This is a genomic window from Hymenobacter psoromatis (assembly GCF_020012125.1).
Classification (GTDB): domain Bacteria; phylum Bacteroidota; class Bacteroidia; order Cytophagales; family Hymenobacteraceae; genus Hymenobacter; species Hymenobacter psoromatis.
Map to the genome: position 1 here is coordinate 3,230,901 of NZ_JAIFAG010000001.1, position 26,493 is coordinate 3,257,393.

At 61.8% G+C, this 26,493-nt stretch carries 18 protein-coding genes and 1 tRNA gene; 17 read left to right on the plus strand and 2 right to left on the minus strand.

Translation table 11 applies throughout. The features are described 5' to 3' along the window. Window positions 1-41: 41 nt before the first annotated feature. Entirely contained in the window at window positions 42-221 is a 180-nt protein-coding gene (locus LC531_RS14070) for a hypothetical protein (RefSeq protein ID WP_223651237.1), read from the minus strand. A 115-nt stretch (window positions 222-336) separates the two neighbouring features. Here LC531_RS14070 and LC531_RS14075 point away from each other — a divergent pair, with 115 nt between their 5' ends. The 9 genes from LC531_RS14075 to LC531_RS14115 all read left to right on the plus strand — a co-directional run bounded on the left by LC531_RS14075 (window position 337) and on the right by LC531_RS14115 (window position 11,578). Then, a complete protein-coding gene (locus LC531_RS14075) occupies window positions 337-624 on the plus strand; it encodes a putative quinol monooxygenase (protein ID WP_223651239.1) in 288 nt (95 codons plus the stop codon). Between the two features lie 126 nt (window positions 625-750). Next, entirely contained in the window at window positions 751-1,287 is a 537-nt protein-coding gene (locus tag LC531_RS14080) for an iron-sulfur cluster co-chaperone HscB C-terminal domain-containing protein (protein WP_223651240.1), read from the plus strand. A 27-nt stretch (window positions 1,288-1,314) separates the two neighbouring features. Next, window positions 1,315-1,396: transfer RNA gene (locus LC531_RS14085), tRNA-Leu, on the plus strand. A 398-nt stretch (window positions 1,397-1,794) separates the two neighbouring features. After that, on the plus strand, window positions 1,795-3,105 hold the full coding sequence (locus LC531_RS14090; RefSeq protein ID WP_223651242.1) for an MFS transporter: 1,311 nt from the start codon (window positions 1,795-1,797) through the stop codon (window positions 3,103-3,105). Between the two features lie 334 nt (window positions 3,106-3,439). Then, entirely contained in the window at window positions 3,440-4,024 is a 585-nt protein-coding gene (locus LC531_RS14095; protein ID WP_223651244.1) for an HD domain-containing protein, read from the plus strand. Window positions 4,025-4,076: 52 nt separating this feature from the next. After that, on the plus strand, window positions 4,077-7,358 hold the full coding sequence (locus LC531_RS14100; protein ID WP_223651246.1) for a SusC/RagA family TonB-linked outer membrane protein: 3,282 nt from the start codon (window positions 4,077-4,079) through the stop codon (window positions 7,356-7,358). Between the two features lie 20 nt (window positions 7,359-7,378). After that, entirely contained in the window at window positions 7,379-8,962 is a 1,584-nt protein-coding gene (locus LC531_RS14105; RefSeq protein WP_223651248.1) for a SusD/RagB family nutrient-binding outer membrane lipoprotein, read from the plus strand. Between the two features lie 204 nt (window positions 8,963-9,166). Next, a complete protein-coding gene (locus LC531_RS14110) occupies window positions 9,167-10,264 on the plus strand; it encodes a sulfatase-like hydrolase/transferase (protein WP_223651250.1) in 1,098 nt (365 codons plus the stop codon). Between the two features lie 51 nt (window positions 10,265-10,315). Further along, window positions 10,316-11,578: an alkaline phosphatase family protein gene (locus tag LC531_RS14115; protein ID WP_223651252.1), complete on the plus strand. Its 1,263-nt coding sequence runs from the start codon at window positions 10,316-10,318 to the stop codon at window positions 11,576-11,578. On the opposite strand, the gene LC531_RS14120 is transcribed toward LC531_RS14115, so the two are convergent. Then, window positions 11,575-12,312 carry an HAD family hydrolase gene (locus LC531_RS14120; RefSeq protein WP_223651254.1) on the minus strand — a complete coding sequence of 246 codons (738 nt, stop codon included), beginning with the start codon at window positions 12,310-12,312 and terminating at the stop codon, window positions 11,575-11,577. The two genes, LC531_RS14115 and LC531_RS14120, sit on opposite strands and share 4 nt — an antisense overlap. Window positions 12,313-12,422: 110 nt before the next feature. Between LC531_RS14120 and LC531_RS14125 the strand changes: the two genes are divergently transcribed. From LC531_RS14125 to LC531_RS14160, 8 genes are all read left to right on the plus strand, one after another. Then, window positions 12,423-12,998, plus strand: a complete 576-nt coding sequence (locus tag LC531_RS14125) for a helix-turn-helix domain-containing protein (RefSeq protein ID WP_223651257.1) — start codon at window positions 12,423-12,425, stop codon at window positions 12,996-12,998. A 137-nt stretch (window positions 12,999-13,135) separates the two neighbouring features. Next, entirely contained in the window at window positions 13,136-14,290 is a 1,155-nt protein-coding gene (locus LC531_RS14130) for a TIGR03364 family FAD-dependent oxidoreductase (protein ID WP_223651259.1), read from the plus strand. A 126-nt stretch (window positions 14,291-14,416) separates the two neighbouring features. Further along, entirely contained in the window at window positions 14,417-17,188 is a 2,772-nt protein-coding gene (locus tag LC531_RS14135; protein ID WP_223651261.1) for a substrate-binding domain-containing protein, read from the plus strand. A gap of 204 nt (window positions 17,189-17,392) precedes the next feature. Next, window positions 17,393-18,706 (plus strand): sugar porter family MFS transporter, encoded by a 1,314-nt coding sequence (locus tag LC531_RS14140; protein WP_223651263.1) that lies wholly within the window; start codon window positions 17,393-17,395, stop codon window positions 18,704-18,706. A 91-nt stretch (window positions 18,707-18,797) separates the two neighbouring features. Beyond that, on the plus strand, window positions 18,798-19,673 hold the full coding sequence (locus tag LC531_RS14145) for a carbohydrate kinase family protein (RefSeq protein WP_223651272.1): 876 nt from the start codon (window positions 18,798-18,800) through the stop codon (window positions 19,671-19,673). Between the two features lie 98 nt (window positions 19,674-19,771). Further along, window positions 19,772-21,304, plus strand: coding sequence for a glycoside hydrolase family 32 protein (locus tag LC531_RS14150; protein ID WP_223651274.1), 1,533 nt, complete (start codon window positions 19,772-19,774; stop codon window positions 21,302-21,304). Window positions 21,305-21,355: 51 nt separating this feature from the next. Beyond that, on the plus strand, window positions 21,356-23,212 hold the full coding sequence (locus LC531_RS14155; RefSeq protein ID WP_223651276.1) for a glycoside hydrolase family 13 protein: 1,857 nt from the start codon (window positions 21,356-21,358) through the stop codon (window positions 23,210-23,212). A gap of 227 nt (window positions 23,213-23,439) precedes the next feature. After that, complete coding sequence (locus tag LC531_RS14160) at window positions 23,440-26,490, plus strand: SusC/RagA family TonB-linked outer membrane protein (RefSeq protein ID WP_223651278.1); 3,051 nt, start codon at window positions 23,440-23,442, stop codon at window positions 26,488-26,490. Window positions 26,491-26,493 lie beyond the last annotated feature (3 nt).

A 26,493-nucleotide genomic window follows, 5' to 3' on the forward strand; every position in this document is an offset into this window, starting at 1 on the left:
CTATTGTAAGACATAGATATCCTAAATCGCAGACCAAGAGCTTACTGACGGGTTGAATCCACGGTGACGGCACTACTGTCGGCGGCGGCAGCCTGGCTGGGCACTACGCCGGCCGTGTTGTCAGTGGCAGTCTCTCTGGGGTCGTTGCTGCGCGCGGCGAGCAGCGAGAGGGCAGTTAGGGCCGGGGCGGTCAGCCAGAGGGTAGGAGAATCGGAGCGCATAATTAGGGAAATAAAAGGGGGTTATAAGCAATTTTTTGCGCCTGCCTCCGGGCAAGATTAATCCCGGGTTTATTTTTGGCCCTTTCGTTGGCCCGCCCTACCCCCTACTATTGTCGTGCTCATCCGCCTGGTTCGTCTTACTCTTCACCCCGAGCGGGTTAGTGATTTTCTGGCGTTGTTTCGGGCTTCCGAAAGCCACATCCGGCAACAGCCTGGCTGCCGCCATCTGGAGCTGTGGCGGGATGCCGACCAGCCCCACATCTACTGCACCTACAGCTACTGGGACGATGACACGGCGCTCGACGCTTACCGCCGCTCGGCGCTCTTCGGGGAAGTATGGCCGGCTACCAAACGGCTGCTGGCCGCGCCGGCCCAAGCTTTTTCGAGCCAGCGCGCGGGGTAAAAAGGTGCGGCAAGCTTCAGCTTACCGAAAAAGGGTAGGGCAGACTTTAGCCCGTCGTTTTGCGTCAGAAATTGCCGGGACGGACTTTTTTTACGTTAAAGCAAGCTGAAGCTTACCCCATATTTCATGAACTACTTCGCTTTCTACGACCTACCTGAGGGCTTTTTATTCGACGGGGCTGCCCTCAAAACCAAATATTATCAGCTTAGCCGCGAGCTACACCCCGATTTTCACGCCCAAGACACCCCCGCCGCGCAGGCCGAGGCTCTGCGCCTGAGCACCCTCAACACCGACGCCTACCGCACCCTGGCTGACCCCGATGCCCGCATGGCCTACCTGCTGAACCAACACGGAATGCTGGAAGAAGGCAGCGCCCAGAACCAGTTGCCACCTGATTTTCTGATGGAAGTCATGGACCTTAACGAGCAGTTGATGGAGTTGGAAATGGAGACCAACGCCGACGCCACGGCTACCCTTAGCACCGAAGTAACTGCCCTCGCCGACACCCTGGATGCGGGCATTCAGCCAGTATTGGCTGGCTACCCCGCCCTACCCCCCGACCACCGCCCGGCAGCACTGGCCCAGGTGCGGACTTATTATCTGAAAAAGCGCTACCTCTTGCGGCTTCGCCAGCAATTGGCTACCTTTGCGGCCCGCTCGTGACCTACCGGCACCAGCGGAATCGTTCTCGCCCGGATGGCGGAACCGGTAGACGCGATGGTCTCAAACACCATTACCGCAAGGTGTGCCGGTTCGACTCCGGCTCCGGGTACTAGGAAATATTTATCGACCCTTCCCGAAGAGAGGTCTTAGTTAAGCCCCCAAAGAGCCGTAAATCAATCTGATGACGGCTCTTTGGGGGCTTTTCTGTTGGCTTCGGAATAACAATTCTTTACCCTTCGGTGGTGATAGAGCGGGGATAAGATGCTGACTCTTAATCCTAATTAGCAGCCTTTTAGCCAGCTACTATTTAACTGAACCACGCGATATACCACGCGCTTCACTACCGCGTAAGCTTCCGCATTGTGTTGCATATAGGTAAATTAATGACCTACTTTTATCAACAAATACGTAACCTAACGACAACAATGGGGTGTTATACGCCGGGCAAATTTGCGGGTAATTAGCTCCCGAGAATGAGTTGCTGGGAGTGACTTTAGTGCCCGCCCTATGCTCGCTACCCCGCCCCAAACCACCTTGCAGCGCTGGCAGTGGCGCACGGCGGCCAGCTTATTTGCCGGCTACAGCGCGTATTACCTGTGCCGCTCCAACCTGGCAGTGGCCGCGCCGCTGCTCATCCGCGAATTTGGCAGCCGGGGGCTGAACAAGGAGGTGCTGGGCCAGATTGCCTCGGTAGGCGTGCTATTTTACGCGGCGGGCAAGGTAGTGAATGGCGTGCTGGGCGACTTGCTGGGGGGTAGGAAGATTTTTCTGCTGGGCATAGTGGGCTCGGTGGCCGCCACGGTGGTGTTCGGGCTGGGGCAGGGGGTAGGGGTATTTTTCGCGGCGTGGGCCGCTAACCGGCTGGTGCAGTCAATGGGCTGGGCCGGGCTGGTGAAAACGACAGCCAACTGGTTTTCGTACCGCGCCTACGGCCGCATCATGGGCATTTTGAGCTTGAGCTACCTGGTGGGCGACATCGTGGCCAAGCTGGCGCTGGGGCAGCTGCTGGCCCTGGGCGTGGGCTGGCGCGGGCTCTTTCTGGCGGCGGCGGGCACGCTGGCGGCCGTGGCGCTCAGTAACTGGCGCAGCCTGCACGAAAGCCCGGCCGAGGTGGGGCTGGCAGTACCGCCGGCCAGCCCGGTCAGCTTGTTTGCCGGCCCCGACGCGGCCACTGGGCGGCCCGCTTCGCTGGGCCAGCTGCTGGGGCCTTATTTCCGCAGCCCGGCTTTTCTGCTGCTACTGGCGCTCTCGTTTGGTTTCACGGCGTTGCGCGAGGCGTTTAGCTTCTGGGTGCCGACCTATTTGGTGGAGGCAGCGCACTTATCGGAAAGCGCGGCTTCGCAGTACAGCGCGCTCTACTCAGTTTTTGGGATGGTATCGATACTAGGCGCGGGCTACCTCTCCGATGCCTGGCTGCGGGGGCAGCGCGGGCCGCTACTACTGGCCGCCTGCCTGGGGCTGGTGCCGGTGCTGCTGGCCATGAGCCGCCCCGCCACCGGCAGCCTGGGGCCGCTGGTGCTCACCTCGCTGGTGGGGCTGTTGCTGCTGGGGCCGTATTCGTTTCTGGCCGGGGCCATGTCGCTTGATGCGGGCGGGCAGCAGGGCGCGGCCACGGCCTCGGGCCTGGTGGATGCCGTGGGCTATGCCGGCGGTACGGGCGCGCTCTGGCTCACGGGCGCGCTAGCCCAGCGCCAGGGCTGGGGCCACGCCTTTCTGGCGCTGGCCGGGCTAGCGGTAGTCACGGCCGGCGCGGCCCTGGTTTTCTACCTCACCCAAGAGCGCCGGCCGGTAGTCACGGCCAGCATACCCTTAGCCTAAAGTAGTCTGCCTGTTTCCTCCTATGAAAAATTTGGTAGTGATTAGGTAACGATTTGATGAACTAGTGGGGCTTGTTTCCCGAAACAGCCGCCAGAACTTTGTCAACATAAAGTAGGACTATTTCTGAGGCATAAACAACTTATACGCGCCTCATTTTTGCCGCCTTTCCGGCTTCGGCCGGCCTTGCCTCGGCCTCCCTACCGCCCCTGGCGGCCGCCATTCCGACACCTCGCGTTAGCCCCGGTTTCGACCCACGAGTAGCACTTATTTCTTATGCCTGACCCGGTTTTGCCGGGCCACGGGCCGCGCCTTGTCTTTTCCGACGCCTTTTGAGATGGAAATAACAACTGCTAAGCAACGGGCTATCGTAGCCGAAATTTTTAAGCTTTACCAGGTTCATGGCGACGCCGACTACATCGGCGAGCCGGTGTCGCAGCTGGGCCACATGTGGCAGGCGGCGGCACTGGCCCAGGCGGCGGGGGCCGACGACGAGGTGGTGCTGGCTGCCTTTTTCCACGACCTGGGCCACCTCTGCGCCGCGGCCGGAGCGCCCTCGATGGCTGGCTTCGGGGCGGTGGACCACGAGCGGCTGGGAGCCGACTACCTGCGGGCGCGGGGCTTCTCGGCACGGCTGGCGCGGCTGGTGGAGAGCCACGTGCAGGCCAAGCGCTACCTCACGCATAAGTACCCCAGCTACCTGGCCCAATTGTCGGGGGCCAGCCGGGCCACGCTGGCTTTTCAGGGCGGGGTGATGAGCGCGGCCGAGGCCGCCGCCTTTGAGCAGGACCCCGACGCCGACATCATGCTGCAACTGCGGCAGTGGGATGAGCAGGCCAAGGTGGCCGACCAGCCGGTGGGTAGTCTGGACTTTTTGAAAAAACTGACTTTAAAGCATTTGCAAGAGCCAAAAAATAACTAAACGCGCCGCCGGCCGGGGCGCTACCCTAGCCTCAACCTCATTCCTTTTTCCAATGACCAAATTTTACCACCAACTTAACCTGGCCTGGCTACTGCTGCTGCTGAGCCTGGTGCCGAAGCTCGCGCTGGCCCAGGCGGCCACTATCGGCGGCCTTGTCACCGACGACACCAAGCAGCCCCTACCCGGCGTGACGGTGCTGGTGCAGGGCACCACCAACGGCACCACCACCAGCTCGGATGGCCGCTTTATCATCCAGGCCAAGCCCAGCGACGTGCTGGAGTTTCGCCTCATTGGCTCCGCTACGCGGCTGGTGCCGGTGGCTGGCCAGAAGGAGCTGACCGTGACGCTACAAACCGACCTCAAGGCGCTGGATGAGGTGGTAGTGACGGCGCTGGGCGTGAAGAAAGAAGTGCGCAAAATTGGCTACGCGGTGCAGGAAGTGAGCGGCGCGGCCATTACGCAGGCCCGCGACCCCAACCCTATTTCGGGCCTTACCGGCAAGGTGGCGGGCCTGAGCGTGGGGCCATCGGCCGAGCTGCTGCGCGCGCCCAACGTGCTGCTGCGCGGCAACTCGCTCTCCCTTTATGTGGTGGATGGCTTCCCGATTGATACCGATACCTGGAACATCAGCCCCGACGACATCGAAACCTACACCGTGCTGAAGGGCCCGGCCGCCGCCGCCCTCTACGGCAACCGCGCCCAAAATGGGGCCATCCTGATTACCACCAAGAAGGGCAACCAGAACAAGAAGGGCTTCACGGTGGAAGTGAACAGCAGCAACGTAATTAACAACAGCTTTCTGACGTTTCCGCGCCTGCAAAACTCGTATGGACCGGGCGAAAACACGTTCTACACCTTTGTGGATGGCAAGGGCGGCGCGCCGGGCGGTGTGGATGGCGACTACGACGTGTGGGGGCCGTATTTCAATGGGCAGCTGATTCCGCAGTACGACTCGCCGGTGGTGAACGGGGTGCGCCAGGGTACGCCCTGGCTGGCGCGCGGGGCCGATAACCTCAAGCACTTCCTGCGCACGGGTTTTCAGACCAATAACAACATCGCGCTGAGTGCCAGCGGGGACAACTACACCACGCGCTTCTCGGTGTCGCAGCAAAAGCAGAACAGCTACATCCCGAACAACTACCTCAACATCGTCAATTTCAACCTCTACGGCTCGTTCAACCCCAGCCCGCGGTTTAAGATTGAGGCAAATCTGGACTTCAACCGGCAGTTCACGGACAATATTCCCGACGTGGATTATGGCCCCAACAGCCTGCTCTACAACGTGGCCGTGTGGACTGGGGCCGACTGGGACGTGAACGCACCCGACATCAAGGGCATCTGGCAGCCGGGCAAGGTGGGAACGCAGTCGGTATTTGCCGAGTACCAGCGCTACCATAACCCCTGGCTGATGGTGGAGAAGTGGACCCGCGGCCACTATAAGAACGATACCTACGGCTACCTTACCGGCAACTACAAGATTGACGAGCACCTGAACCTGACACTGCGCACCCAAATCAGCACCTACAACCTGCTGCGCACCGAGAAGATGCCATTTTCGGCCCACCCCTACGGCCGCGAGGGCAACCTGGGCGACTACCGTGAGGACCGCCGCAACCTGTTCGACAACAACGCCGAAACCTTCCTGAGCTACAACTACCAGGTAGGCAGCTTCTTGAGCCTGAGCGGCTTAGTAGGGGCTAATGCGCGCAACATGACCTATAACTCGAACTGGACTTCGACCGACTACCTGAACGTGCCGGAAGTGTACTCGTTCAGCAACTCGCTCAACCCGGTGCAGTCTTCGAGCTTCAATTCGCAGATGCGGGTGCTGAGCGCCTACTACTCGCTGGATGCCTCGCTGGGCAAGTATGCCACCATCTCGGCCACGGGCCGCGTGGACCGGTCGTCGGCCTTCCAGGTGCCTACCACCTACTTCTACCCGAGCGTGTCGGTGGCGGCCGTGATTTCGGACTATGTTAAGCTGCCCACGGCCATTTCCTTCCTGAAGCTGCGCGGCTCCTACGCCAACGTGCGCGCCGATGCCACTTCGGCCACCATCGGGCCAGCCCCATTTAATTCCATCACGGCCTTTGGGGGCACCACCGGCAACTCGCTCTTTACCAACCCGCTCGGCTACGGCAATACCTATAATTCGCCCTACAACGGGCCGGACTACTCGCTCACTTCTTCCTATTCCGTCAGCAAGCCTTACAACAACCAGGCAGCCGGTTACGGCTCGGACAACCTCTTTGCGCAGAACCTGAAGACAACGACCCGCGTGAACTACGAGCAGGGCCTCGACGTCAAATTCCTGCAAAACCGCCTGGGCCTGAGCGCTACCGCCTTCCAGTACCTGGATGGCCCGCGCATCCTGCCCAATACCATCTCGACGGCCACCGGCTACACCACGGAGTACATCAACGCCCTGAAAACTAAGAAGACGGGCTACGAAGTGAGCCTGACCGGCACGCCGGTGCGCTCGCCCAGCGGCTTTAGCTGGGACGTGCTCGTGAACTACGCTACCTACAAGGAAGTGTACGACGAGCTGCCGGCCGGCCAGGATAGCTACCAGACTTTCTTCGCCAAGGGCGACCGCACCGATAAGTTCTACGGCACGGCCTTCGTGCGCGCCCCCGACGGGCAGATTGTGAACGACGCGGCCGGCAAGCCCCTCACCAACCCGGTGCTGCAAAACCTGGGCAACTTGAACAACAAATTTACCTGGAGCTTTTTCAACGACTTTCACTATAAGTCGGTGGGCCTGAACTTCCAGTTTGACGGCGCAGTGGGCGGCGTGACCACCGACTATATGTTTAATAAGACCATGCGCGGCGGCCGCAATGCCCTCACCGCTGAAGGCGCGCTGGGTGATGCCCGCTACCTGGACTGGCAGAACTACGGCGTAAAGAACTACACCGGCTCCTACGTGGGCGAGGGGGTAGTCATCAGCAACGGGGCCAGCATCAACTACGATTCCAAGACGGGGGCCATTCTAAATCCCGAAGCCTTGCAGTTTAGTCCCAACACGACCAGGGCGTTCGTGCAAGACTACGTGAGCAAGTACTACAACGTGCAGGAATCCAACCTGATGAGCAAGACCTTCGGCAAGCTGCGGCAGGTGATTGTCAGCTACGACCTGCCCGGCTCGCTGCTGGCCGGCACCTTCATCCAGAAGGTCTCGGTGTCGCTGATTGGGCGCAACCTGCTGTATTTCTACGGCGACAAGCGCTTCAAAGACGTGGACCTGGACCAGTACAACGGGGCCGTTGCGGTCACGGGCCTGCAATCGCCCACCGTGCGCAGCTACGGGCTCAACCTGAAAGCTACTTTTTAACCGCCTTGCCGCTTCTTCGCATGAAAAATATCTTCCAAACCGGCGGGCTGCTCCTTACCCTCGCCCTGGCCACGACCAGCTGCAACAAGACCCTGGATGAGCTGACCGTCAACGAGAACAAACCCAACGCCGTGCCGGCCTCGCTGCTTTTTACCGGCATTCTTAATGATGCCTACGAGGCCCCCAACGGCCAGTACGAAGCCATTGACCAGTACTACCTCAATAACTACGACTACTACGGCAACAACCGCTACGACTTCGGCAGTGGCACTACGTACTACACCACCCTCAAGAACGTGGGCCTGATGGAGCAGCAGGCGCTGGCCGCCGGCTCGCCCACCGTGAACCCCTACGAGGCGCTGGGCAATTTCTTCCGGGCCTACCTCTTCACCCGCATGAGCCTGGAGATGGGCGATATTCCCGAGAGCCAGGCCCTGCTGGGCCTCGACGGCCTCACACCGATGTACGACCTGCAGAAGGCCGTATTCGTGCAGTCGTTTAAGTGGCTGGAAACCGCCAACGCCGACCTGACTACCCTGCTGGCCAGCGGCACGACCACTATTAATGGCGACATCTACTTTGGCGGCGACCTGAGCAAGTGGCAAAAGGTGGTGAACACGCTGCGCATCCGCCTGCTGCTGGAGCTGAGCAAGAAGAACGGCGACGCCGACCTGAATGTGGCCGGGCAGTTTGCCAGCATCGTGGGCAACCCCACCAAGTACCCGCTCATGACCAGCGCTGCCGATAATATGCAGTATACCTACGTGGCGGCGACCAACAACTTCTACCCCAACAACAACCGCAACTTCGGCCAGGACGGCTCGCGCAAAAACATGGCCGCTACCTACGTGGGCCTGCTCACGCAGCTGAACGACCCGCGCGTGTTTGCTACCTGTGAGCCCGCCCGCGATTTGGTAGACAATCAAAAGCAAAGCCCGACTGCCTTCTCGTCGTTCGTGGGGGCCGACCCCGGCCTCGACCTGGGCGTGATGTACGTGGATGCCGGCTTGCAGCAGTACTCGTTTCTGAACCGCAAGCGCTACTTCTCGACCCTCACCGGCGAGCCCGACATCCAGATTGGCTACCCCGAGCTGGCCCTCAACATCGCCGAGGGCATTAACCGCGGCTGGCTGGCCGGGGGCAATGCCGAAACCTATTATGCGGCGGGCATTCAGGCATCAATGGCCTTTTACGGTCTACCCGCCAATGGTACCTACGTGGCGTATTTCTATCGGCCAGGCTCGACGGACGTCACGGTGACCGCGAACTACGATACCTACAATATCCCGGTCAGTTACGAAAGCTACTACGCCCAAACGGCCGTGCAGTACGCCGGCGGTAGCACCGGCCTGACCCAGATTTTGCAGCAGAAATACCTGGCTTTGTTCCGCCACTCGGGCCTGGAGGCGTACTACAACTACCGCCGTACCGGCGTGCCCACCTTCACTACCGGCCCCGGCACCGGCAACGGCGGCCGCATCGCGTTGCGCTTCAAATATCCCGCCTCGGAGCGCACCGCTAATACGGATAACTATCAGGCGGCGCTGACCAGCCAGTATGGCGGCAATGATGACATTAACGGCGTGATGTATTTGCTGAAATAAGCGTGATTTAGGAAGTAGTCAAGCGCTCAGAATGACGGCCTAACGAACTCCTATACAATTTCAAGATTGGTAGGATATTTTTCCAAATCAAAAAAATATCCTACCACCGCTACTAGCTTATTTTTTTAGTTTGGAAAAATAAGCTAGTACTGACAATGCGCGACGCCACCGTCCGCCCGGCCCCTACCCCCCTTTCCCCAACTCATGCGTCCGCTTTTTCTCCTGCTTACCCTGGCTCTGGCCGGCCGCGCCGCCGCCCAAACTACTGCGCACCGCACCGAAAACGTGGTGCTCGTGACCCTTGACGGGATGCGCTGGCAAGAGGTATTTGGCGGGGCCGACACCACGCTGTTTCGCCAAAGCAAGTACTACTACCCCAACCAGGCGGCGCTGCGGCGCACGTTTGGGCAGGGCACGGCCGCGGAGCGCCGACAGGCGCTGATGCCTTTTTTGTGGAATACCGTGGTGAAGCAAGGGCAGCTTTACGGCGACCGGCCGGCCGGCAGCCTGGTGAACGTGACCAATACCCAGTGGTTTTCCTACCCCGGCTACAACGAAATCCTGACCGGGGCCGCCGACAACGCCCGCATCCACAGCAACGACCCGCTCGACAACCCCAACGTGACCGTGCTGGAAACCCTGAACCAGCAGCCCGCTTTCAAAGGCAAGGTGGCAGCGTTCGGGTCGTGGGAGGCTTTTCCGTACATTCTCAATGAGAAGCGCAGCGGCCTGCCCGTGAACGCGGGCCAGCGCCTAGCCGCCGGCCCCGGCCTTACGCCCGGCGAGCAGCTGCTCAATCAGCTGGAAGTAGGCACGCCCAGCCCCTTCGGCGAGGAGCGCCTCGATGCATTTACGTATGGCTACGCGCTGGAGTATTTGAAGAGAAAGCACCCGCGCGTACTTTTCGTCAGCTTCGGCGACACCGACGACTGGGCGCACGCCGGCGAGTACGGGGCCTACCTGCACGCGGCGCACTACACCGACGAATTTTTGCGCCAGCTCTGGGCCTATCTGCAAAGCGACCCGCAGTACCGGGGCAAGACGACCCTGCTCATCACCACCGACCACGGCCGCGGTGCCGCCGCCGACGGCCAGTGGAAAAGCCACGGCCAGCAAACTCTCGACTCCGACCAAATCTGGCTGGCGGCCCTGGGGCCCGATACGCCCGCTACCGGCCTGGCCACCAGCGGCCAGCTGTACCAAAACCAGGTGGCCGCCACCCTGGCCGCGCTGCTGGGCGAGCGCTACGCCCCCACGCCGGCCACCGGCCAGCCCATCGGGGCGGTGCTGGGCGCGCAGTAGCGCCTATTACGCGCTAAAACCTGGCGTGCTGTTTCGTTCATCAAATTACCTATGAAAACCTGCTACCTCCTGCTGCTGAGTTTGCTGAGCGCTTACCCGGCGGCGGCCCGGCCGCCCGTGCGCAAGGTCGTGTTCCTCATCGCCGACGGCATTCCGGCCGATGTGCTGGAAGCGGCCCCGGTGCCGCACATCCGGCAGCTCATCACGGGCGGGGCTTATCTGAAAGCCCACGTGGGCGGCGAGGTGGGCACGTATACCGAGACGCCCACTATCTCGGCCCCCGGCTACAACGACCTGCTCACCGGCACCTGGGGCTACAAGCACAACGTGTGGGGCAACGCCATTAAAGCGCCCAACTATCACTACCCTACCATTTTTCGGGTGCTGAAAGAGCAGCAGCCGGCGCGCAAAATCGCCATCTTCTCGACCTGGACCGATAACCGCACCAAGCTGGTGGGCGAGGGCCTGCCGGCGGTCGGCAACCTGCATTTCGATTACAAAGCCGATGGCTACGAACTAGATACCGTAGCCTACCCCCACGATAAAGGCAGCCGCTATACCCACGTCATTGACGATAAAGTGGTGGCCGAAGCCGCCCGGTGCCTGCGCCAAAACGGCCCCGACCTGTCGTGGGTATACCTGGAGCACACCGACGACATGGGCCACCGCCACGGCGACAGCCCCGAACTGCGCGCCGCCGTAGGCTACCTCGACACCCAAATCGGCGAGCTGCAAGCGGCCCTGGCCTACCGCCGCCAGCACTTCGGCGAAGACTGGCTGCTGGTGCTCACCACCGACCACGGCCGCGACGCGGCCACCGGCCGCAACCACGGCGGGCAGTCGGCCCGCGAGCGCGCTACCTGGCTAGTGCTCAGCGATAAGAACGTGAACGCCTACGCCCGTCGCGAGCCGGTCGCCATCGTAGATATTTTGCCTACCATCGCCCGGTTTATGCAAGTGTCCCTACCCCCCACTATGCAGCGCGAGCTGGACGGCGTGCCGCTGCTCGGCCCCGTGTCGGTGGCCGCGCCGCGGGTGGCGGCTGGCCCCGATAGCCTGCGCATCAGCTGGGAGGCCTTGGCCGCGAAGCCCGAACAAGTGCGGGTGTGGGCCACACCGACCAACAACTTCAAAACCGGGGGCTCCGACGACTACGTGCTGCTGGGCACCGTGCCGACGGCCCGGCAGCGCCTGGCCATCAGCCGGTTGGCCTACCCCGCCGCCTTTTATAAAATCGTGGTCGAGGGCCAGCACAACACCGTGAATGCCTGGCTGATGCCCGCCGGGCCACCCACACCCGGCGGCACCGACTAGGCCGGCACCAGCTCGGCTTGCAGCTGCTGTTGCAACTCGGCCAGCGAAGCCAGCAGGCCATCGTTAGGGCAGGCGGCCAGCTGCGCGTGGGAATGGGTGCCGTTGACCACGCCCAGGCTGCGGGCGCAGCCGGCGCGGCGGCCCGACTCTAGGTCAGAGGGCGTGTCGCCCACGTTCCAGACCTGGCGCGGGTCGGTGATGCCGAAGGTCTGCATTGCCTGCTGAATCATGAGCGGGGCGGGGCGGCCCTCGGCTACTTCATCGCTGGCGATAGATAAGTCAATGACGGACTGCGCGCTACCCCGGTGCTGGGCGTTGAGGCCCACGTGCCAACCCAGGCGGCGCAGAATCAGGTCCGTCACCTCGCGGTAGAAGCCGGTGGTGAGGGCCAGGCGAATACCTTGGCTTTTGAGAAAGGCGAACAGCTCCAGGCAGCCCGCCGTGGGCACGACTTCGGCGGTGCGGTAGTGGGTTTCCAGCACCTCCCGAAACACCTGGTACGAGTGGTCCACGCGGGCCGCCAGCTCGGCGGCGGGAGCATCGGCCCCGAGCTGCTCGCGCCAAAGCGTTTCAAACACGAAGCGCTTGGCCAGGCCCTGCACGGCCAGGATGCGGGCGGACGTAGCAGGCAGGCCGGTAGCGGCGGCGGCTTCGGCAAAGCAGGCTTCTACTTCGTGCTGGTCGCGCACGGTGGTACCCGCCATATCGAGTACGAGAAGTTGGGGAAGGGGCATAAGGAGGCTTAATTGTTGACAAATATGCAACAAATATACGCTCATCCCCGGCCCCTGGGCGCGGTCCCAATTCACCTTTGCGTTATGCTTTTCGTCACCAACTTACCCGCATGAAGCACGACAAGCTGAGTTTAATCGGCCTGCGCATCCTGGAAATGCGCAAAGCCAAGAAGATGAGCCTGCGCGAGCTGGCCAAGCGCAGTGGCCTTTCGGCGGGCCTGCTCTCCAAAATCGAGAATTTTCGCACCGTGCCTTCCCTTTCCGTACTGATTGAAATTGCTAACTCGCTAGAGGTGGATGTTTCGACGCTGGTGAAGAATATCAACGGCGACGTAGCCGCGCCCTACCTGCTGGTGCGCGCCCATGCGGGCCGCCCCGAAAAGCGCGACGACTCCAAGGGCCTGCTCTACCACTACCTGCTCTCGCAGGACCTGGCCGGCTACAGCCTGCGCGTGAACGAGGTCATCATCAGCCCCGATACCTATCGCAAACCCCTTTCCACCAATGCCTTGGAGCTGGTGCACGTGCTGGAAGGCACGGTGCGCTACGGCTTCAAAGATGAAGAAGTGAGCCTGGAACCTGGTGATACGCTGTACTTCGACGGCATTCTGGCGCACTCGGTGCGCAACGATACGCCGCAGCGCGCCCGGCTCTTCAAGGTGTATTTGCTGCGCCACACCGACTAGCGGCCGGCGGGGGGGTAGGGCAAGCCAGGCTAGGGCCGCCGGGCCGCAGAAATAACGCATTCGTAACGGCGGGCATAGTTTCCTATGAGGCAACAAACCGTAGGTTTGCGCCGCCGCCACAAGCAGGCGGCCTGCTCATGGAAAACTCGTTTGATTTGATTGTGGTGGGGGCCGGGGCGCTGGGCGCTTTCCACGCCTACTTCGCCTTGCAGCGCGGCCTGAAGGTGCTGCTGCTGGAAAAGGACGCCCGCCCGATGGAAGCCACCGTGCGCAACTTCGGTCAGGTTATTACCTCCGGCATGGCCGCGGGCGAGTGGTTCGACTACGCCCGCGTGAGCCTCGAAACCTACCAGAAAATCCAGGCCGAATGCGATATTTCCATCCGGCAAAATGGCTCGCTCTACCTGGCCTCGACCGCGCTGGAGCTGCAGGTACTGGCCGAAAAACACGCCCAGTACGCGGCCCTCGGCTACGCCTCGCGGCTGCTCACGGCGGCCGAGTGCCGGCAGCGCCTGCCCCCCGTGCGCGCCAGCTACTGCGTGGGTGGCCTGCTGTTTGAACAGGAAGTGACGGCCGAGCCCGACCTACTGATTCACAAGCTACTGGCCTACCTAGTGGCGCGGTGGCAGCTCGACTACCGCCCCGCCACGCCGGTACTGGCCGTGACGGCCAACGCCAGCGGCTGTGAGGTGGCCGACGTGCACGGCCAGCGCTACTGCGCCGCGCAGGTACTGGTCTGCAACGGCCGCGACTGCCAGCTGCTGTTCCCGGACGTGTTCGCCCAGAGCGACTTGCAGCTGGTTAAGCTTCAGATGCTGGCTACCTACCCCCTACCCCAGGTGCGGTTGCCGGGCTCGGTGCTCACCGGCCTGAGCATCCGGCGCTACCATGCCTTCCACGACTGCCCCTCGTTTGCGCAGCTCCTGGCCGAGCCGATGGACGCCGACCTGCGGCAGTGGGGCATTCACCTCCTGTTTAAGCAGGCGCTGGATGGCTCCATCATCGTGGGCGACACGCACGAGTACGCCGACCTGGCCGAGGCTGACAACCTGGATTTCAATAACTACGACCACCTCAACCAACTGATGCTGAGCGAAGCCCGCCGCATGCTGGACCTGCCCGATTGGCGCATGCAGCGCGCCTGGAATGGCTATTACGCGCAGAGCAAATCGGGCGAGGTATTTCAGCACTCGCCCGACCCGCGCATTCACATCGTCACCGGCATAGGGGGCAAGGGCATGACGAGCGCCTGCGGCTTTGCCGCCCACCATGTGGCGCAGCTGGCGCTTTAGGTTGGGGAGGGCTGACGCAGAAGCCCTCAGTTTTTGCCTAACCGCACCAACGTAGTGGCCGGCCAGCACCGGCCGCTACGCCTTTTTTCTGACCTGACTAGCCCGCGTGTATCTTTGGGTGCATACGTGCTTCCTTTCCCACCCATTTTGCGCTGGTATGGCTTGCTGCTGCTGGCGGTGCTGGGCGGCTGCGCCCCTACCCCCCCCGCGCCCACCTACCGCATCGGCTTTTCGCAGTGCACCACGGCCGATGCCTGGCGGCGGGCCATGCTGGCCGGGATGCAGAAGGAGCTGAGCTTCCACCCCGAGGTGCGGTTTGAGATGCTCGACGCGCACAACAACACCGACTTGCAGCAGCGGCAGGTGCGCGAGCTGCTGGCGCAGCACGTGGACCTGCTCATTATCTCGCCCAACCAGTCGGGGCCGCTCACGGCGCTTACGGAAGCGGCTTATAGCCAAGGTATTCCGGTTATTATCCTGGACCGGCGCACTACGTCTAAGCTCTACACGGCCTACGTGGGCGGCGACAACCTCGCCGTGGGCCGCGCGGCCGCGCACTACGCCGCCCGGCTACTGCGGCAGCGCGGGCAAGTGCTCGAAATCACGGGCCAGCCGGGCTCCTCACCGGCCACCGACCGCGCCCTGGGCTTTGAGCAAGCGCTGGCCGCCTACCCCCGGCTGCGGCTGGCGGCGCGGCTGGCCGGCGACTGGCAGCCCGCCTCGGTGCTGCGCCAGTTGCCGGCCGTGCTGCGCGCCCACCCCGCGGTAGACCTCATTTTTGCCCACAACGACCCGATGGCGCGGGCCGCCTACCAGGTGGTGCGGCAGCTGGGGCGCGGCGGGCAGGTGCGCATTATTGGGGTAGATGGGCTGCCGGGGCCGGGCAACGGCTTGCAACTGGTAGAAGATGGAGCGCTAAATGCGACGCTGCTCTACTCGCCAGGGGGCGAGGAGGCCATTCGCACGGCGCTACGCATTCTGCGCCACGAGCCGTATGCGAAGGAGAATATTCTGGGCACGATGGTCGTGGACTCGACCAACGTGGGCACCATGCGCACCCAAACCGAGCAGCTGGCCGAGCAGCGCCAGGACCTGTGGCAGCAGCAGCAGCGGCTGCAGGCCGAGCTGCGGCGCTATGCCAGCCAGCGCACCACTGTGTATTTGCTGCTGGCCAGCCTGGCGCTGGCCCTGGGGCTGGGGGCCTGGGCGGCGCGCTCGTCGCGGCTCAACCGTCGCATCCGGCGGGAGCTGGAGAAGCGGAACGCCGAAATCAGCGCCCAGCGCAACCAGATTGCCCAGCTGGCCGAGGAAGCCCGCCGCACGGCCGCCGAGGCCGCCCGCGCCTCGGAGGCCAAGCTGCGGTTTTTCACCAATTTCTCGCACGAGCTGCGCACGCCGCTCACCCTCATTCTGGGGCCGGTGGAGGATATGCTAACCAACGCGGCCTACCTCACGCCCGGCCAGCAGCACGACCTGAAGCTGGTGCGTCGCAACGCCCAGCGCCTGCTGCGCTTAGTGAACCAGTTGCTCGATTTCCGCAAAATTGACGTGGGTAAGATGGCCGTGCGCGCCACCGAGGGCAACCTGGTAGAGTTCGTGCGCGAAATCATGGACGTGTTTGAGAAAACCGCCCGCCAGCACGGCATTGCCCTGCGGTTTTTGCCCGCCGAGCCGGTTATCAGCCTCTGGTTTGATGGCGACATTCTGGATAAGGTGTTTTTCAACCTCTTATCTAATGCCTTTAAATATACCCCCGACAGCGGCCAGATTACGGTGAGTATGCAGCGCGGGCCGGGCGACGTGGTGCGGGTGAGCGTGGCCGACACCGGCCGCGGCATCGCCGAGGCCGACCAGGCGCACATTCTGGAGTGGTTTTACCAGGGCAGCCAGCCCTCGGCCAATAGCTCGGGGCTGGGCCTGGCGCTAGCCGAGGGCCTCACCCGGCTACACGAGGGCCAACTCACGTTCAGGAGCCAGCCGGGCCAGGGCAGTACGTTTGAGGTAGCGCTGCCGCTGACCCGGCCCGCCACTTTTCAGGCGGTGGAGCCGGAGTCGTTCGCGCTCCCTACCCCCCCGCCGCGGCCCGACGACGAGCCCACCGAGCCGGCCCCTACCCCCCCGGCCCGCACCGATGCCACGGCCCTCATCATCGAGGACAATGCCGAGGTGCGCGACTTTCTGGTGCAGAAGCTCCAGCCGCACTTCCAGGTGAGCACGGCCGCCGACGGGGCTACTGGCCTGCGCCTAGCCGGCGAGGCCATCCCCGACGTGATTGTGTGCGACGTGACCCTGCCCGAAATGGACGGGCTGGCCGTGGCCGCCGCGCTTAAGGGCGACTGGCGCACCTCGCACATTCCGCTGGTGCTGCTCACGGCCCAGAGCGCGCCCGAGCAGCAGGTGGCCGGCGTGCAGGCCGGGGCCGACCTCTACCTCACCAAACCCTTCAACCCCGCCTTTTTGCTCGAAAGCCTGCGCACGCTGCTGCGCAACCGCGACCAGCAGCGCGAGCACTTCCGGCGCGAGCTGAGCACCACCACCGCCACCGTGCCGCCGCAGCGAGTGGACCAGAAATTCCTGGCCGACCTCACGGCCATCATCGAGGCCAACCTTGACCAGCCCAGCCTGAGCGTGGACGACGTGGCCCGTAGCCTGGGCGTGTCGCAGATGCAGCTCTACCGCAAGGTGAAGGCGCTGCTCGGCACCGGCGTTACGGACTATATCCAGAGCCTGCGCCTCACCAAGGCCCGGCTGTTGCTGCTGCAAGAGGGCACCACCATCGCGGAGGTGGCCTACCAGGCGGGCTTCTCCTCGCCCTCGTATTTCTCCACGGCCTTCAAGGCCAAGTACCAGGTGTCGCCCTCCGACTACAAGGCCCTGCACACCCCAGCCCGCGGCTGACGGATTTTTAAAAGCAGGGTAGAGAAAGTGAAAGCTGGCTGGCTGAAAAACCTGGTTATTTTAACTTTATTTATTGATAATAAGCGAGTTGCAGCTTACAGACGATTTTGTAAGAATCCTGCAATTATTTGAAAGAAAGCAGCAAGGCCGCGCCCTGGCTGAGCCGGACATTTGGGGTACCCCTTCCCACCCGCTTTCTTTCTGATGCAGCGTAAAGTACTCTTCTGGTCCATCGTCACGGCGCTGGGCGGCTTCCTGTTCGGCTTCGACACAGCCGTGATTTCGGGGGCCGAGAAAGCCATTCAGCAGCTGTGGCAGCTGAGCGCGGTGGCGCACGGCTTCACCATTTCTATTGCCCTCATCGGCACGGTGATAGGGGCCATGTTCGGGGCCGTGCCGAGCGATGCGCTGGGCCGCCGCCAAACGCTGCGCTGGATTGCGGTGCTCTATTTGGTGTCGGCGGTAGGGGCGGCGCTGTCGCCAGCCTGGGTACCGTTTCTGGTGTTTCGCTTCCTGGGCGGGCTGGGGGTAGGGGCCTCGTCGGTCACGGCCCCGCTCTACATTTCCGAGATTTCGCCGGCCGAATCACGGGGCCGGCTGGTGGGCTTGTTCCAGTTCAACATCGTGTTCGGCATCCTGGCCGCCTACCTATCCAACTACCTACTGGCCAACGTCGGCGACCATTCGTGGCGGCTGATGCTGGGTGTGCAGGCAGTGCCGGCGCTGGCCTTTTTGCTGTTCCTGTTTCGGGTACCCGAAAGCCCACGCTGGCTGCTGCTGCACGGCCGCCTGGCTGAGGGTAGGGAGGTGCTACAAATCATCAACCCCACTAACGTGGACGCTACGGTGGCCGCCATTCAGGCCAGCCAAGCCCAAGCCGCCGGGCAAAGCGAGTCGCTCTGGAGCCCCCAGTACCGCGCGCCGGTGCTGCTGGCAATGGCCTTCGCCTTCTTCAACCAGGTGTCGGGCATCAACGCCATTATTTACTACGCACCGCGCATTTTTGAGATGACCGGGCGGGGTGAGAGCGCCGCTCTGCTATCGTCGGCGGGCATCGGGCTGGTCAATTTTGTCTTCACCTTATTGGGAGTCAATCTGATTGACCGCTTTGGGCGGCGCACGCTCATGTGGGTAGGCTCGGTGGGACTTATTGCCACGCTGGGGCTGGTGGCGCGGGCTTTTTACACCCAGCAGTTCGGCACGGTGCCGGGGCTACTATTCGCCTACATCGCCTTTTTCGCTTTCTCGCAGGGGGCGGTTATCTGGGTTTTCATCTCCGAGATTTTTCCCAACGCCGTGCGGGCCAAAGGCCAGGCGCTGGGCAGCTCCACGCACTGGGTTATGGCCACGGTCATCGCCTTCACCTTTCCTTGGTTTGCCGAGCACCTGGGCGGCGGCAGCACGTTCGCCTTCTTCTGCGCCATGATGGTCCTGCAGCTGGTTTTCGTGCTCCGCTTCATGCCTGAGACTAAAGGCACCAGTTTGGAGGGGGTAGAGAAGACCTTAGTCATGCACTAGGCCCGTCTGTCATTGCTTCGCTACGCTCGCAATGACAGACGATTTAATTCCTGCCCCCTACCCTCTCCACCTCCTACCCCCCCACCCCAACATGTCCGTCGTTTGCTTTGGAGAAATGCTGTGGGATGTGCTGCCGAGCGGTAAGCAGCCCGGCGGCGCGCCCCTGAACGTAGCGGTGCACCTGGACAATTTTGGCCTTGATGCGCAGCTTATCAGCCGGGTGGGCCACGACGAGCTAGGGGTCGAGCTGCTGGCCTTCGTAGAAAGCAAAAACTTGAGCACCAGCCATGTGCAGCGCGGCGAAACCCACCCAACGGGGGTAGTGCAGGCCAACGTGAGCGACCGCAACGAGGTAACCTACCAGATAGTGCAGCCCGTGGCCTGGGATTATATTCAGTACGAGCCAGCCCTGGGCGCGCTAGTGGCAGCCGCCGATGCGCTGGTATTCGGCAGCCTAGTGGCGCGTAGCGCGGTCAGCCGCGAAACGCTCTATCGCCTGCTACCCCACGCCCGCTGCCGGGTGTTCGACGTGAACCTACGGCCGCCCCACTACTCCCGCGACGTGGTGCAGTACCTGCTGCGCCAGGCCGACGTGGTGAAGCTCAACCACCACGAGCTGGCCGAAATAATGGGCTGGTTCGGGGTCAGCCCGGCCGAAGAAACGGCCCTGGCGTGGCTGGCCGCCCGCTTTGGACTGCAAGCCGTGTGCGTAACCAAAGGGGCCGACGGGGCCGCCCTCTGGACTGGCGGGCAACTCTACCAAACCCCCGGCCGGGCGGTAGATGTGCAGGACACCATCGGCAGCGGCGATGCTTTTCTGGCGGCGCTGCTGCGCGGCTGGCTGGCCGGCCAGCCTCCGGCCGAGTACCTGGCCTTTGCCGGCGCGGCGGGTTCGCTGGTGGCTACTTACCAGGGCGCTACGCCGGCCATTTCGGAAAGCATGGTGTCAGAGTTTATAAGTAATTGATTTTTAGTAGAGACGCGACCTTTCGCATCTCTCTCTGCCTGAACGACCCCTGACGCCGGGAGGCGCGAAGGGTCGCGTCTCTACCAGTTCAACTCAACATGAAAACCTGGCTCTTGTGCGCCCTACCCCTGCTGGCCAGCCTGAGCGGCCGCGCCCAGGCCCCCGACCCGTACCGGCCGGTGTACCACTTCACGGCCCCGAAAAACTGGATTAACGACGCCAATGGCCTGGTGTACAGCGGTGGGCAGTACAATCTATTTTACCAGTACAACCCCCAGAGCGCGCAGCCGGGCCACCTGAGCTGGGGCCACGCCACCAGCCCCGACCTGCTGCACTGGACCCACCTACCGGTGGCCCTGACCGAGTACGCCGGGCCGAACGGCAGCAACATCATGATTTTTTCGGGCAGCGCGGTGGTCGATAAAGACAACACGTCGGGCCTGTTTGCGGCCGGCAAAACCGACGGGCTGGTGGCTTTTTACACTGGCCACCAGACCCTGGGCGGCGCGGTGCAGGCCCAGCACCAGAACCTGGCCAGCAGCCCGGACGGCGGCCGCACCTGGCAGCGCTACCCCGGCAACCCGGTGCTGGACATTGGCAGCAAGGAATTCCGCGACCCCAAGGTGTTCTGGTACGCGCCGCAGCAAAAGTGGGTGATGGCCACCGTGAAGGCCGACCGCCAGCAGGTGTATTTATACGAATCTAAAAATCTGAAGGACTGGCACTTTATGAGCCGCTGGGGCCGGGCCGGCGACACGGTGAAGGAGTGGGAATGCCCCGACCTGTTTGAGCTGCCCGTGCCGGGCGGGGGTAGCAAGTGGGTGCTGCTGATTTCGGCCGGCAACCCGGCCGAGGAGTTTCGGGGGCAGCAGTACTTTTTGGGGCAGTTTGATGGCAAAAGCTTCACCCCCGACCAAGCTTACGACGAGCCGGCCTACCTCGACTTTGGCAAGGATTTCTTTGCCGGCGTCACCTTTAGTAATGAGCCCAACGGCCGCCGCCTGCTCGTAGGCTGGGCCAACGACTGGGCCTACGCCCCGCAGGTGCCCACCGGCACCGAGTGGCGCGGCAGCTTCGCCGTGCCCCGCGAGCTGAGCCTGCGCCGCACGGCCGCCGGCCTGGCCCTGGCCCAAGCGCCCATCGCCGAGCTGCGCCGGCTGGGTAAGGAGGCGCTGAATGTAAAAAGCAAAGCGCTGCCGGCCAGCGGGGCTGGCTACGAGCTGCCCTTCCGCGGCGAGAGCTACGATTTAGAATTGACCTTAAAGCCGGAGCAAGCCAAAACGCTTACCCTGAACGTATTGCAGAGCGGCGACGAGCAAACCACGCTGCGCTACGACGTGGCCCGGCAGGAGTTGACGCTCGACCGGCGGCAGTCGGGCCAAGTGGATTTTCACCCGCTCTTCGCCAGCACCGTCGAAACGGCCAAGGTGCCGCTGCTCAACGGGGCGCTGAAGCTGCACCTACTGGTGGATAAGTCGGTGGTGGAAGTATTTGCCCAGGATGGCGAAAAGACGCTGACGGACCTGGTTTTTCCGCGCCGCCACGAAGGCCGAATTAGCCTGAGCGCCGATGGTAAAACGCAGGTAACAAGCCTACGAATTACGGACCTCAGCCAGCCGCTGGTACCGTAGACTTCTGATTTTCAGTTTAATATATTTCTGTTACTAGAAATTTTACTCGCCATGCGTACCCTACCCCCCCTTCTGCACCTGGCCCCTCGCCTGCGCAAGCTGGGGCGGCGGCTGGGCGGTGGGCTGCTGCTGGGCCTGGCCAGCGCCTGCGGCCAGACCACCAAAACCGATACGGCAACGACGACCGCTGCTGCGCCAGCCGCGACTACGGCCCCTACCCCCCCTCGCAAGGCCGACTGGTGGAAGGAAACGGTGGTGTACCAGCTGTATCCGCGCAGCTTCCAAGATAGCAACGGCGACGGGGTGGGCGACCTGCGCGGCATCAGCTCGCGGCTCGACTACCTCCAAAGCCTGGGGGTAGGAACGGTGTGGCTGAACCCCATCTACGCCTCGCCCAACGATGATAACGGCTACGATATCAGCGACTACCGCCAGATAATGCCCGAGTTTGGCACGATGGCCGACTTCGACGCGCTATTGAAGGGAATGCACCAGCGCGGCATCAAGCTAGTGATGGATTTGGTGGTGAACCACAGCTCGGACGAGCACGCCTGGTTTAAGTCGGCCCGCGCCTCGCGCACCAGCCCCTACCGCGACTATTACTACTGGTGGCCCGCCGAAAAGGGCACGCCGCCCGCGCGCTTCAGCACCTTCGACGTGAAGCACGATGCCTGGCAGTACGACGCGCCCACTAAGAGCTACTACCTGCACATTTTCTCCAAAAAGCAGCCCGACCTGAACTGGAACAACCCCAAGCTGCGCCGGGAAGTGGAGAATATCATGCGCTTCTGGCTGGATAAGGGCATCGACGGCTTTCGGATGGATGCCTTCCAGTTTGTGGCCAAGGACCCTACTTTCCCGCCCATGCCGGGTTTGAACGAGCATAATTTCGGCAATGCCTATAATCACGGCCCGCACCTGCACGACTACATCAAGGAGCTAAACCGCGACGTACTAAGTCATTATAACGTGATGACCGTGGCCGAGGGCGCGGGCCGCAATCTCGGCGAAGCCATGCTCTTCGTGGACCCCGCCCGCCACGAGCTGGACATGACCTACCACTTTGAGGGCACGGGCGTGGGCAGTGGTTCCGATACCTATAAGCTCACCGACCTCAAGCGCGTGTTTACGAAGTGGGACAGCGCGTTTGCGCAGAAGGGCTGGCAGGGCCTCGACCTGGGCAACCACGACCAGCCGCGCATGGTGAGCAAGTTTGGCGACGACCGGCCGGCCTTCCGCGCCGCCTCGGCCAAGCTGCTCAATACCTTTCTGTTAACGATGCGCGGCACGCCCTACTGCTACAACGGGGACGAGCTGGGCATGACCAACAGCCAATTCAACGGCATTGCCGACTACCGCGACGTGGCCGCCCGCAACGCCTACCAGCTGCTGAAGCAGCGGGGCGGCAACCAGACCGCCTTTTTTCACAGCCTGGCCCGCTTCTCGCGCGACAATAGCCGCACGCCTTTTCAGTGGAATACGACGCAGCACGCGGGCTTCACGACGGGCACGCCCTGGATTGGCGTGAACCCGAACTACGTGACGGTGAATGAAGCGGCCGAAAATCAGGATTCGGCCTCGGTACTGAACTACTTCCGGCGAGCCATGCGGGTGCGCCAGCGACATAAGGTGCTGATATTCGGGCAGTACCAGCTGCTGGACGCGGCCAACCCGCACGTGTGGGCCTACACCCGCACGCTGGGCGGCGAGCGGGTGCTAGTGGTACTCAACTTCTCGTCCGAAAAGCGCGCCTGGCCCCTACCCCCCGGCCTGGAGCTTACCGGCCCGCCCTTGCTCAACAACTATCCGGCGCTGGCCATTGGGCCGGTTTTGGCGCTCCAGCCTTGGCAGGCCGTGGTCATTGGCCTGCGCCAGAGCCCGGCGAAAACCAGCCCGCGGCCAGCTTGAAATAGTCTTAGCATAATTCAAGCAAAAAAAATAATGACTTTTCATCATAAACCGGTAAAAAAATAGGTTGAAAACCCGCCTTTTACTACCTTTACCGAATTACTTCCAGCCTGAGTAATTCATTGAAGGTCTTCACGTAAGCTTTTCCGCAATCGTTGCCGGAAACGGTTTGCCGGGTGCCGGCCTTTAAAACTCAAATAGAATTCCCACTTTAACCCTTTTCACTCATGCGTAACACCTGTTACTCAACGCCTCACGTCTACGAGCAGCCGGCAGCCCGGTCGGCTCTCAGTGGCAAGCTGCTGTTACTGACCCTCTTTTTACCACTCGCGGGCTACGCCCAAACCGCGCGCGAAGTATCGGGCAAAGTGACGGATGGCATCGGAACTGGCCTACCGGGCGTAACGGTGCTCGTGACGGGCACCTCCATTGGGGCCAGCACTGGGGCCGACGGCGGCTTCTCGCTGCAAGTGCCTGCTACGGCTACCTCGCTCACGGTTTCGTTCATTGGCTACACCAAGCAGACGGTGAACATCACGGGCAAATCGACGGTGAACGTCGCGCTCAAGGACGATGCCCAGGCTCTGGGCGACGTAGTAGTAGTAGGCTACGGCACGGTACGCAAACAGGACCTTACCGGGGCCGTGAGCGCGCTCGGACCCAAAGACTTCAACAAGGGCACCTTCACCTCGCCCGACCAGCTGCTTCAAGGCCGAGCTTCGGGGGTGCAGATAACCCAGAACAGCGGGCAGCCCGGCGGGGCAGCCACTATTAACATTCGGGGCAACTCGGCCGTGAGTGGCACCGGCCAGCCCCTATACGTGGTGGATGGCGTGCCGCTCGATGGGCGCTCGGCCCAGCCGGGCCTGACCACGTCGGCCCTCGGCGACGCGCCGGCCAGCAATCCGCTCAACTTTCTGAATCCGGCTGATATTGAGAGTATTGACGTACTCAAGGATGCTTCGGCAACAGCCATTTACGGCTCGCGGGCGGCCTATGGGGTCGTTATCATCACCACTAAGAAGGGCAAGGCCGGGGAGGCCCAACTAAGCATCGGCGCGTCGGGTGGCTTCTCGCACATTCTACGCCGCATTGATGTGCTCAATGCCAGCCAGTACCGGGATGCGCTGACGTATTACGGCGCGCCCGCTACCAACGATAAGGGAATGAACAATGACCCCCTGGGGGCTATTCTGCGCACCGCGCCGATTCAGAACTACAACGCCGCGCTGAGCGGGGGCACCGAAAACGCCCGCTATCGATTCTCGGCGGGCTACCTCAACCAACAGGGCATTGTGAAAAAAACCGGCTTTGAAAAATACAATGCTAATTTCTCGGCTAACATGAAGTTTCTGGACAGCAAGCGCCTAGGCGTCGATGTCAACGTTATCGCCACGCAGACCAACTCGCAGCTCGCCCCCATCAGCAACAACGCTGGCTTTCAGGGTAGCCTCATTGGGCAAGCCTTGCAGTGGAATCCCACCGATTCGCTCTATGCAGCTAACGGCCAGCCTGTTTCACGCTTTGGTAGCACGAACATTAACCCGGTGGCGGAACAGCAGTATTTCAACGATAACGCGCGGGTAACCACCATTCTGGCCTCGTTTTCGCCCTACTACAAGATTACCGACTGGTTGACTTTCCGGTCGCTGGTGGCCGCGACTTATAACACGGGCCTCCGGCGCACCTCCATTGACCAGCGTCTCAATCTGCCGGGCTACCAGCAACTGGGCTACGCCGCCATCGGTACGAATGAACTGCTGACCGAGCAGTTGACCCACACGTTGAGCGCGGACAAGAAGCTCACCAACGACCTAAACCTGAACGCAGTACTGGGCTACGAGTACCAGCGATTTACAAACTCAGGGTCGAACCTGAGCGGCCTGGGGCCGGTGAACACCACTACGGGCGCGCCTATTGGCTTCGGCACTTATGGGCTGGACTACACCAACTACCTTCAGTATTCTAACCCTTCGGGCCGCATCATCTCCTCGTTCGTGGACCCGGTAACCGAGCTGCAATCGTTTTTTGGCCGAGCCATCCTGAATTACAAGCAGCGCTACCTGTTCACGGCTACCCTACGGGCCGACGGCAGCACTAAGTTCGGCGACAATAACAAGTACGGCTACTTCCCCTCGGCCGCGGCGGCCTGGGACATCAGCCAGGAGAGCTTTTTTAAGTCTGAGACCGTGAACCTGCTGAAAGCCCGCATTAGTTACGGGCGCACCGGCAACCAGGAATTTCCGGCCGGCTCGTCCCGCAGCCAGTTTGCTTTGCAAGCCAATAACGGCGGCATTACCCAGATTACCAACTACAACCCGAACCTAAAGTGGCAGTCGGATACGCAGTACGATGCTGGTATGGACGTAGCATTTTTCAACAACCGTCTGACTCTGACCGCCGACTATTTCTATAAGCGCACCACCGACCTGCTCTATCCTAACATTCCGGGCTATCCGGCCGCGCCGGGCGGCAGCAGCGTTATCTGGCAGAATCTGCCTGGTGGGGTTATCACCAATAAGGGACTGGAACTACTGGTCGGCGTAACAGCGGTGGACAACAGCGATTTCGGCTTGAATTTTAATGCTAACGCTACGTTCGTTCATAATAATGTATCGGGCCTGAATCAAAATCTAATTATTCAGACTGGTACGCTCAACGGCCAGGGTCTGTCGGGAGTGCTGTCCGAAACTATTCAGAACGGCCAGCCCATCAATGGGTTTAGGCTGCCGGTTTATAACGGCATTAATCCCGCTACCGGCCTCTACAACGAGTTTGGGCCGGCCCAGTACGCGGGCAACCCCAACCCCACCACGCTCGTGGGCCTGACCACGAGCATCCGATATAAGAAGCTCTCGCTGTCGGCCAATATAAACGGCGTATTCGGCAACAAGATTTACAACAATACCTTCAATAGCGTCCTCAACGTGAGCCAGATACGGGCGGGTAAGAACATCTCCCTAGCCGACTTTCAATCAGGCGTGAAAGAGTCGCTTTCCAACGCCGTGACGCCCTCGACGCGCTACCTGGAGAGCGGCAACTACGCCAAGCTGCGCAACGTGACGCTTTCCTACGCGCTGGGCGACATTGCCGGCGTGTTTAAAGGCGCAAGCGTGTACGCCATCGGTCAGAACCTGGCTCTCATCACGAAGTACAAGGGCTTCGACGCCGAAGTGAATACGAACAAGGCTAACGGCGTGGTGCCTTCGGCGGGCATTGACTACACCGGCTACCCCTCGGCCCGGACCTTTACGTTCGGGGTCAACTTCTCTCTTTAACCC

Bases quoted from the DNA above. Each gene is read 5' to 3' on its own strand.
- LC531_RS14105 (WP_223651248.1), top strand. From the start codon at position 7,379: ATGAAAAATATCTTCCAAACCGGCGGGCTGCTCCTTACCCTCGCCCTG.
- LC531_RS14080 (WP_223651240.1), top strand. From the start codon at position 751: ATGAACTACTTCGCTTTCTACGACCTACCTGAGGGCTTTTTATTCGAC.
- LC531_RS14115 (WP_223651252.1), top strand. From the start codon at position 10,316: ATGAAAACCTGCTACCTCCTGCTGCTGAGTTTGCTGAGCGCTTACCCG.
- LC531_RS14130 (WP_223651259.1), top strand. From the start codon at position 13,136: ATGGAAAACTCGTTTGATTTGATTGTGGTGGGGGCCGGGGCGCTGGGC.
- LC531_RS14110 (WP_223651250.1), top strand. From the start codon at position 9,167: ATGCGTCCGCTTTTTCTCCTGCTTACCCTGGCTCTGGCCGGCCGCGCC.
- LC531_RS14155 (WP_223651276.1), top strand. From the start codon at position 21,356: ATGCGTACCCTACCCCCCCTTCTGCACCTGGCCCCTCGCCTGCGCAAG.
- LC531_RS14120 (WP_223651254.1), bottom strand. From the start codon at position 12,312: ATGCCCCTTCCCCAACTTCTCGTACTCGATATGGCGGGTACCACCGTG.
- LC531_RS14090 (WP_223651242.1), top strand. From the start codon at position 1,795: ATGCTCGCTACCCCGCCCCAAACCACCTTGCAGCGCTGGCAGTGGCGC.
- LC531_RS14140 (WP_223651263.1), top strand. From the start codon at position 17,393: ATGCAGCGTAAAGTACTCTTCTGGTCCATCGTCACGGCGCTGGGCGGC.
- LC531_RS14160 (WP_223651278.1), top strand. From the start codon at position 23,440: ATGCGTAACACCTGTTACTCAACGCCTCACGTCTACGAGCAGCCGGCA.
- LC531_RS14100 (WP_223651246.1), top strand. From the start codon at position 4,077: ATGACCAAATTTTACCACCAACTTAACCTGGCCTGGCTACTGCTGCTG.
- LC531_RS14145 (WP_223651272.1), top strand. From the start codon at position 18,798: ATGTCCGTCGTTTGCTTTGGAGAAATGCTGTGGGATGTGCTGCCGAGC.
- LC531_RS14070 (WP_223651237.1), bottom strand. From the start codon at position 221: ATGCGCTCCGATTCTCCTACCCTCTGGCTGACCGCCCCGGCCCTAACT.
- LC531_RS14125 (WP_223651257.1), top strand. From the start codon at position 12,423: ATGAAGCACGACAAGCTGAGTTTAATCGGCCTGCGCATCCTGGAAATG.
- LC531_RS14150 (WP_223651274.1), top strand. From the start codon at position 19,772: ATGAAAACCTGGCTCTTGTGCGCCCTACCCCTGCTGGCCAGCCTGAGC.
- LC531_RS14095 (WP_223651244.1), top strand. From the start codon at position 3,440: ATGGAAATAACAACTGCTAAGCAACGGGCTATCGTAGCCGAAATTTTT.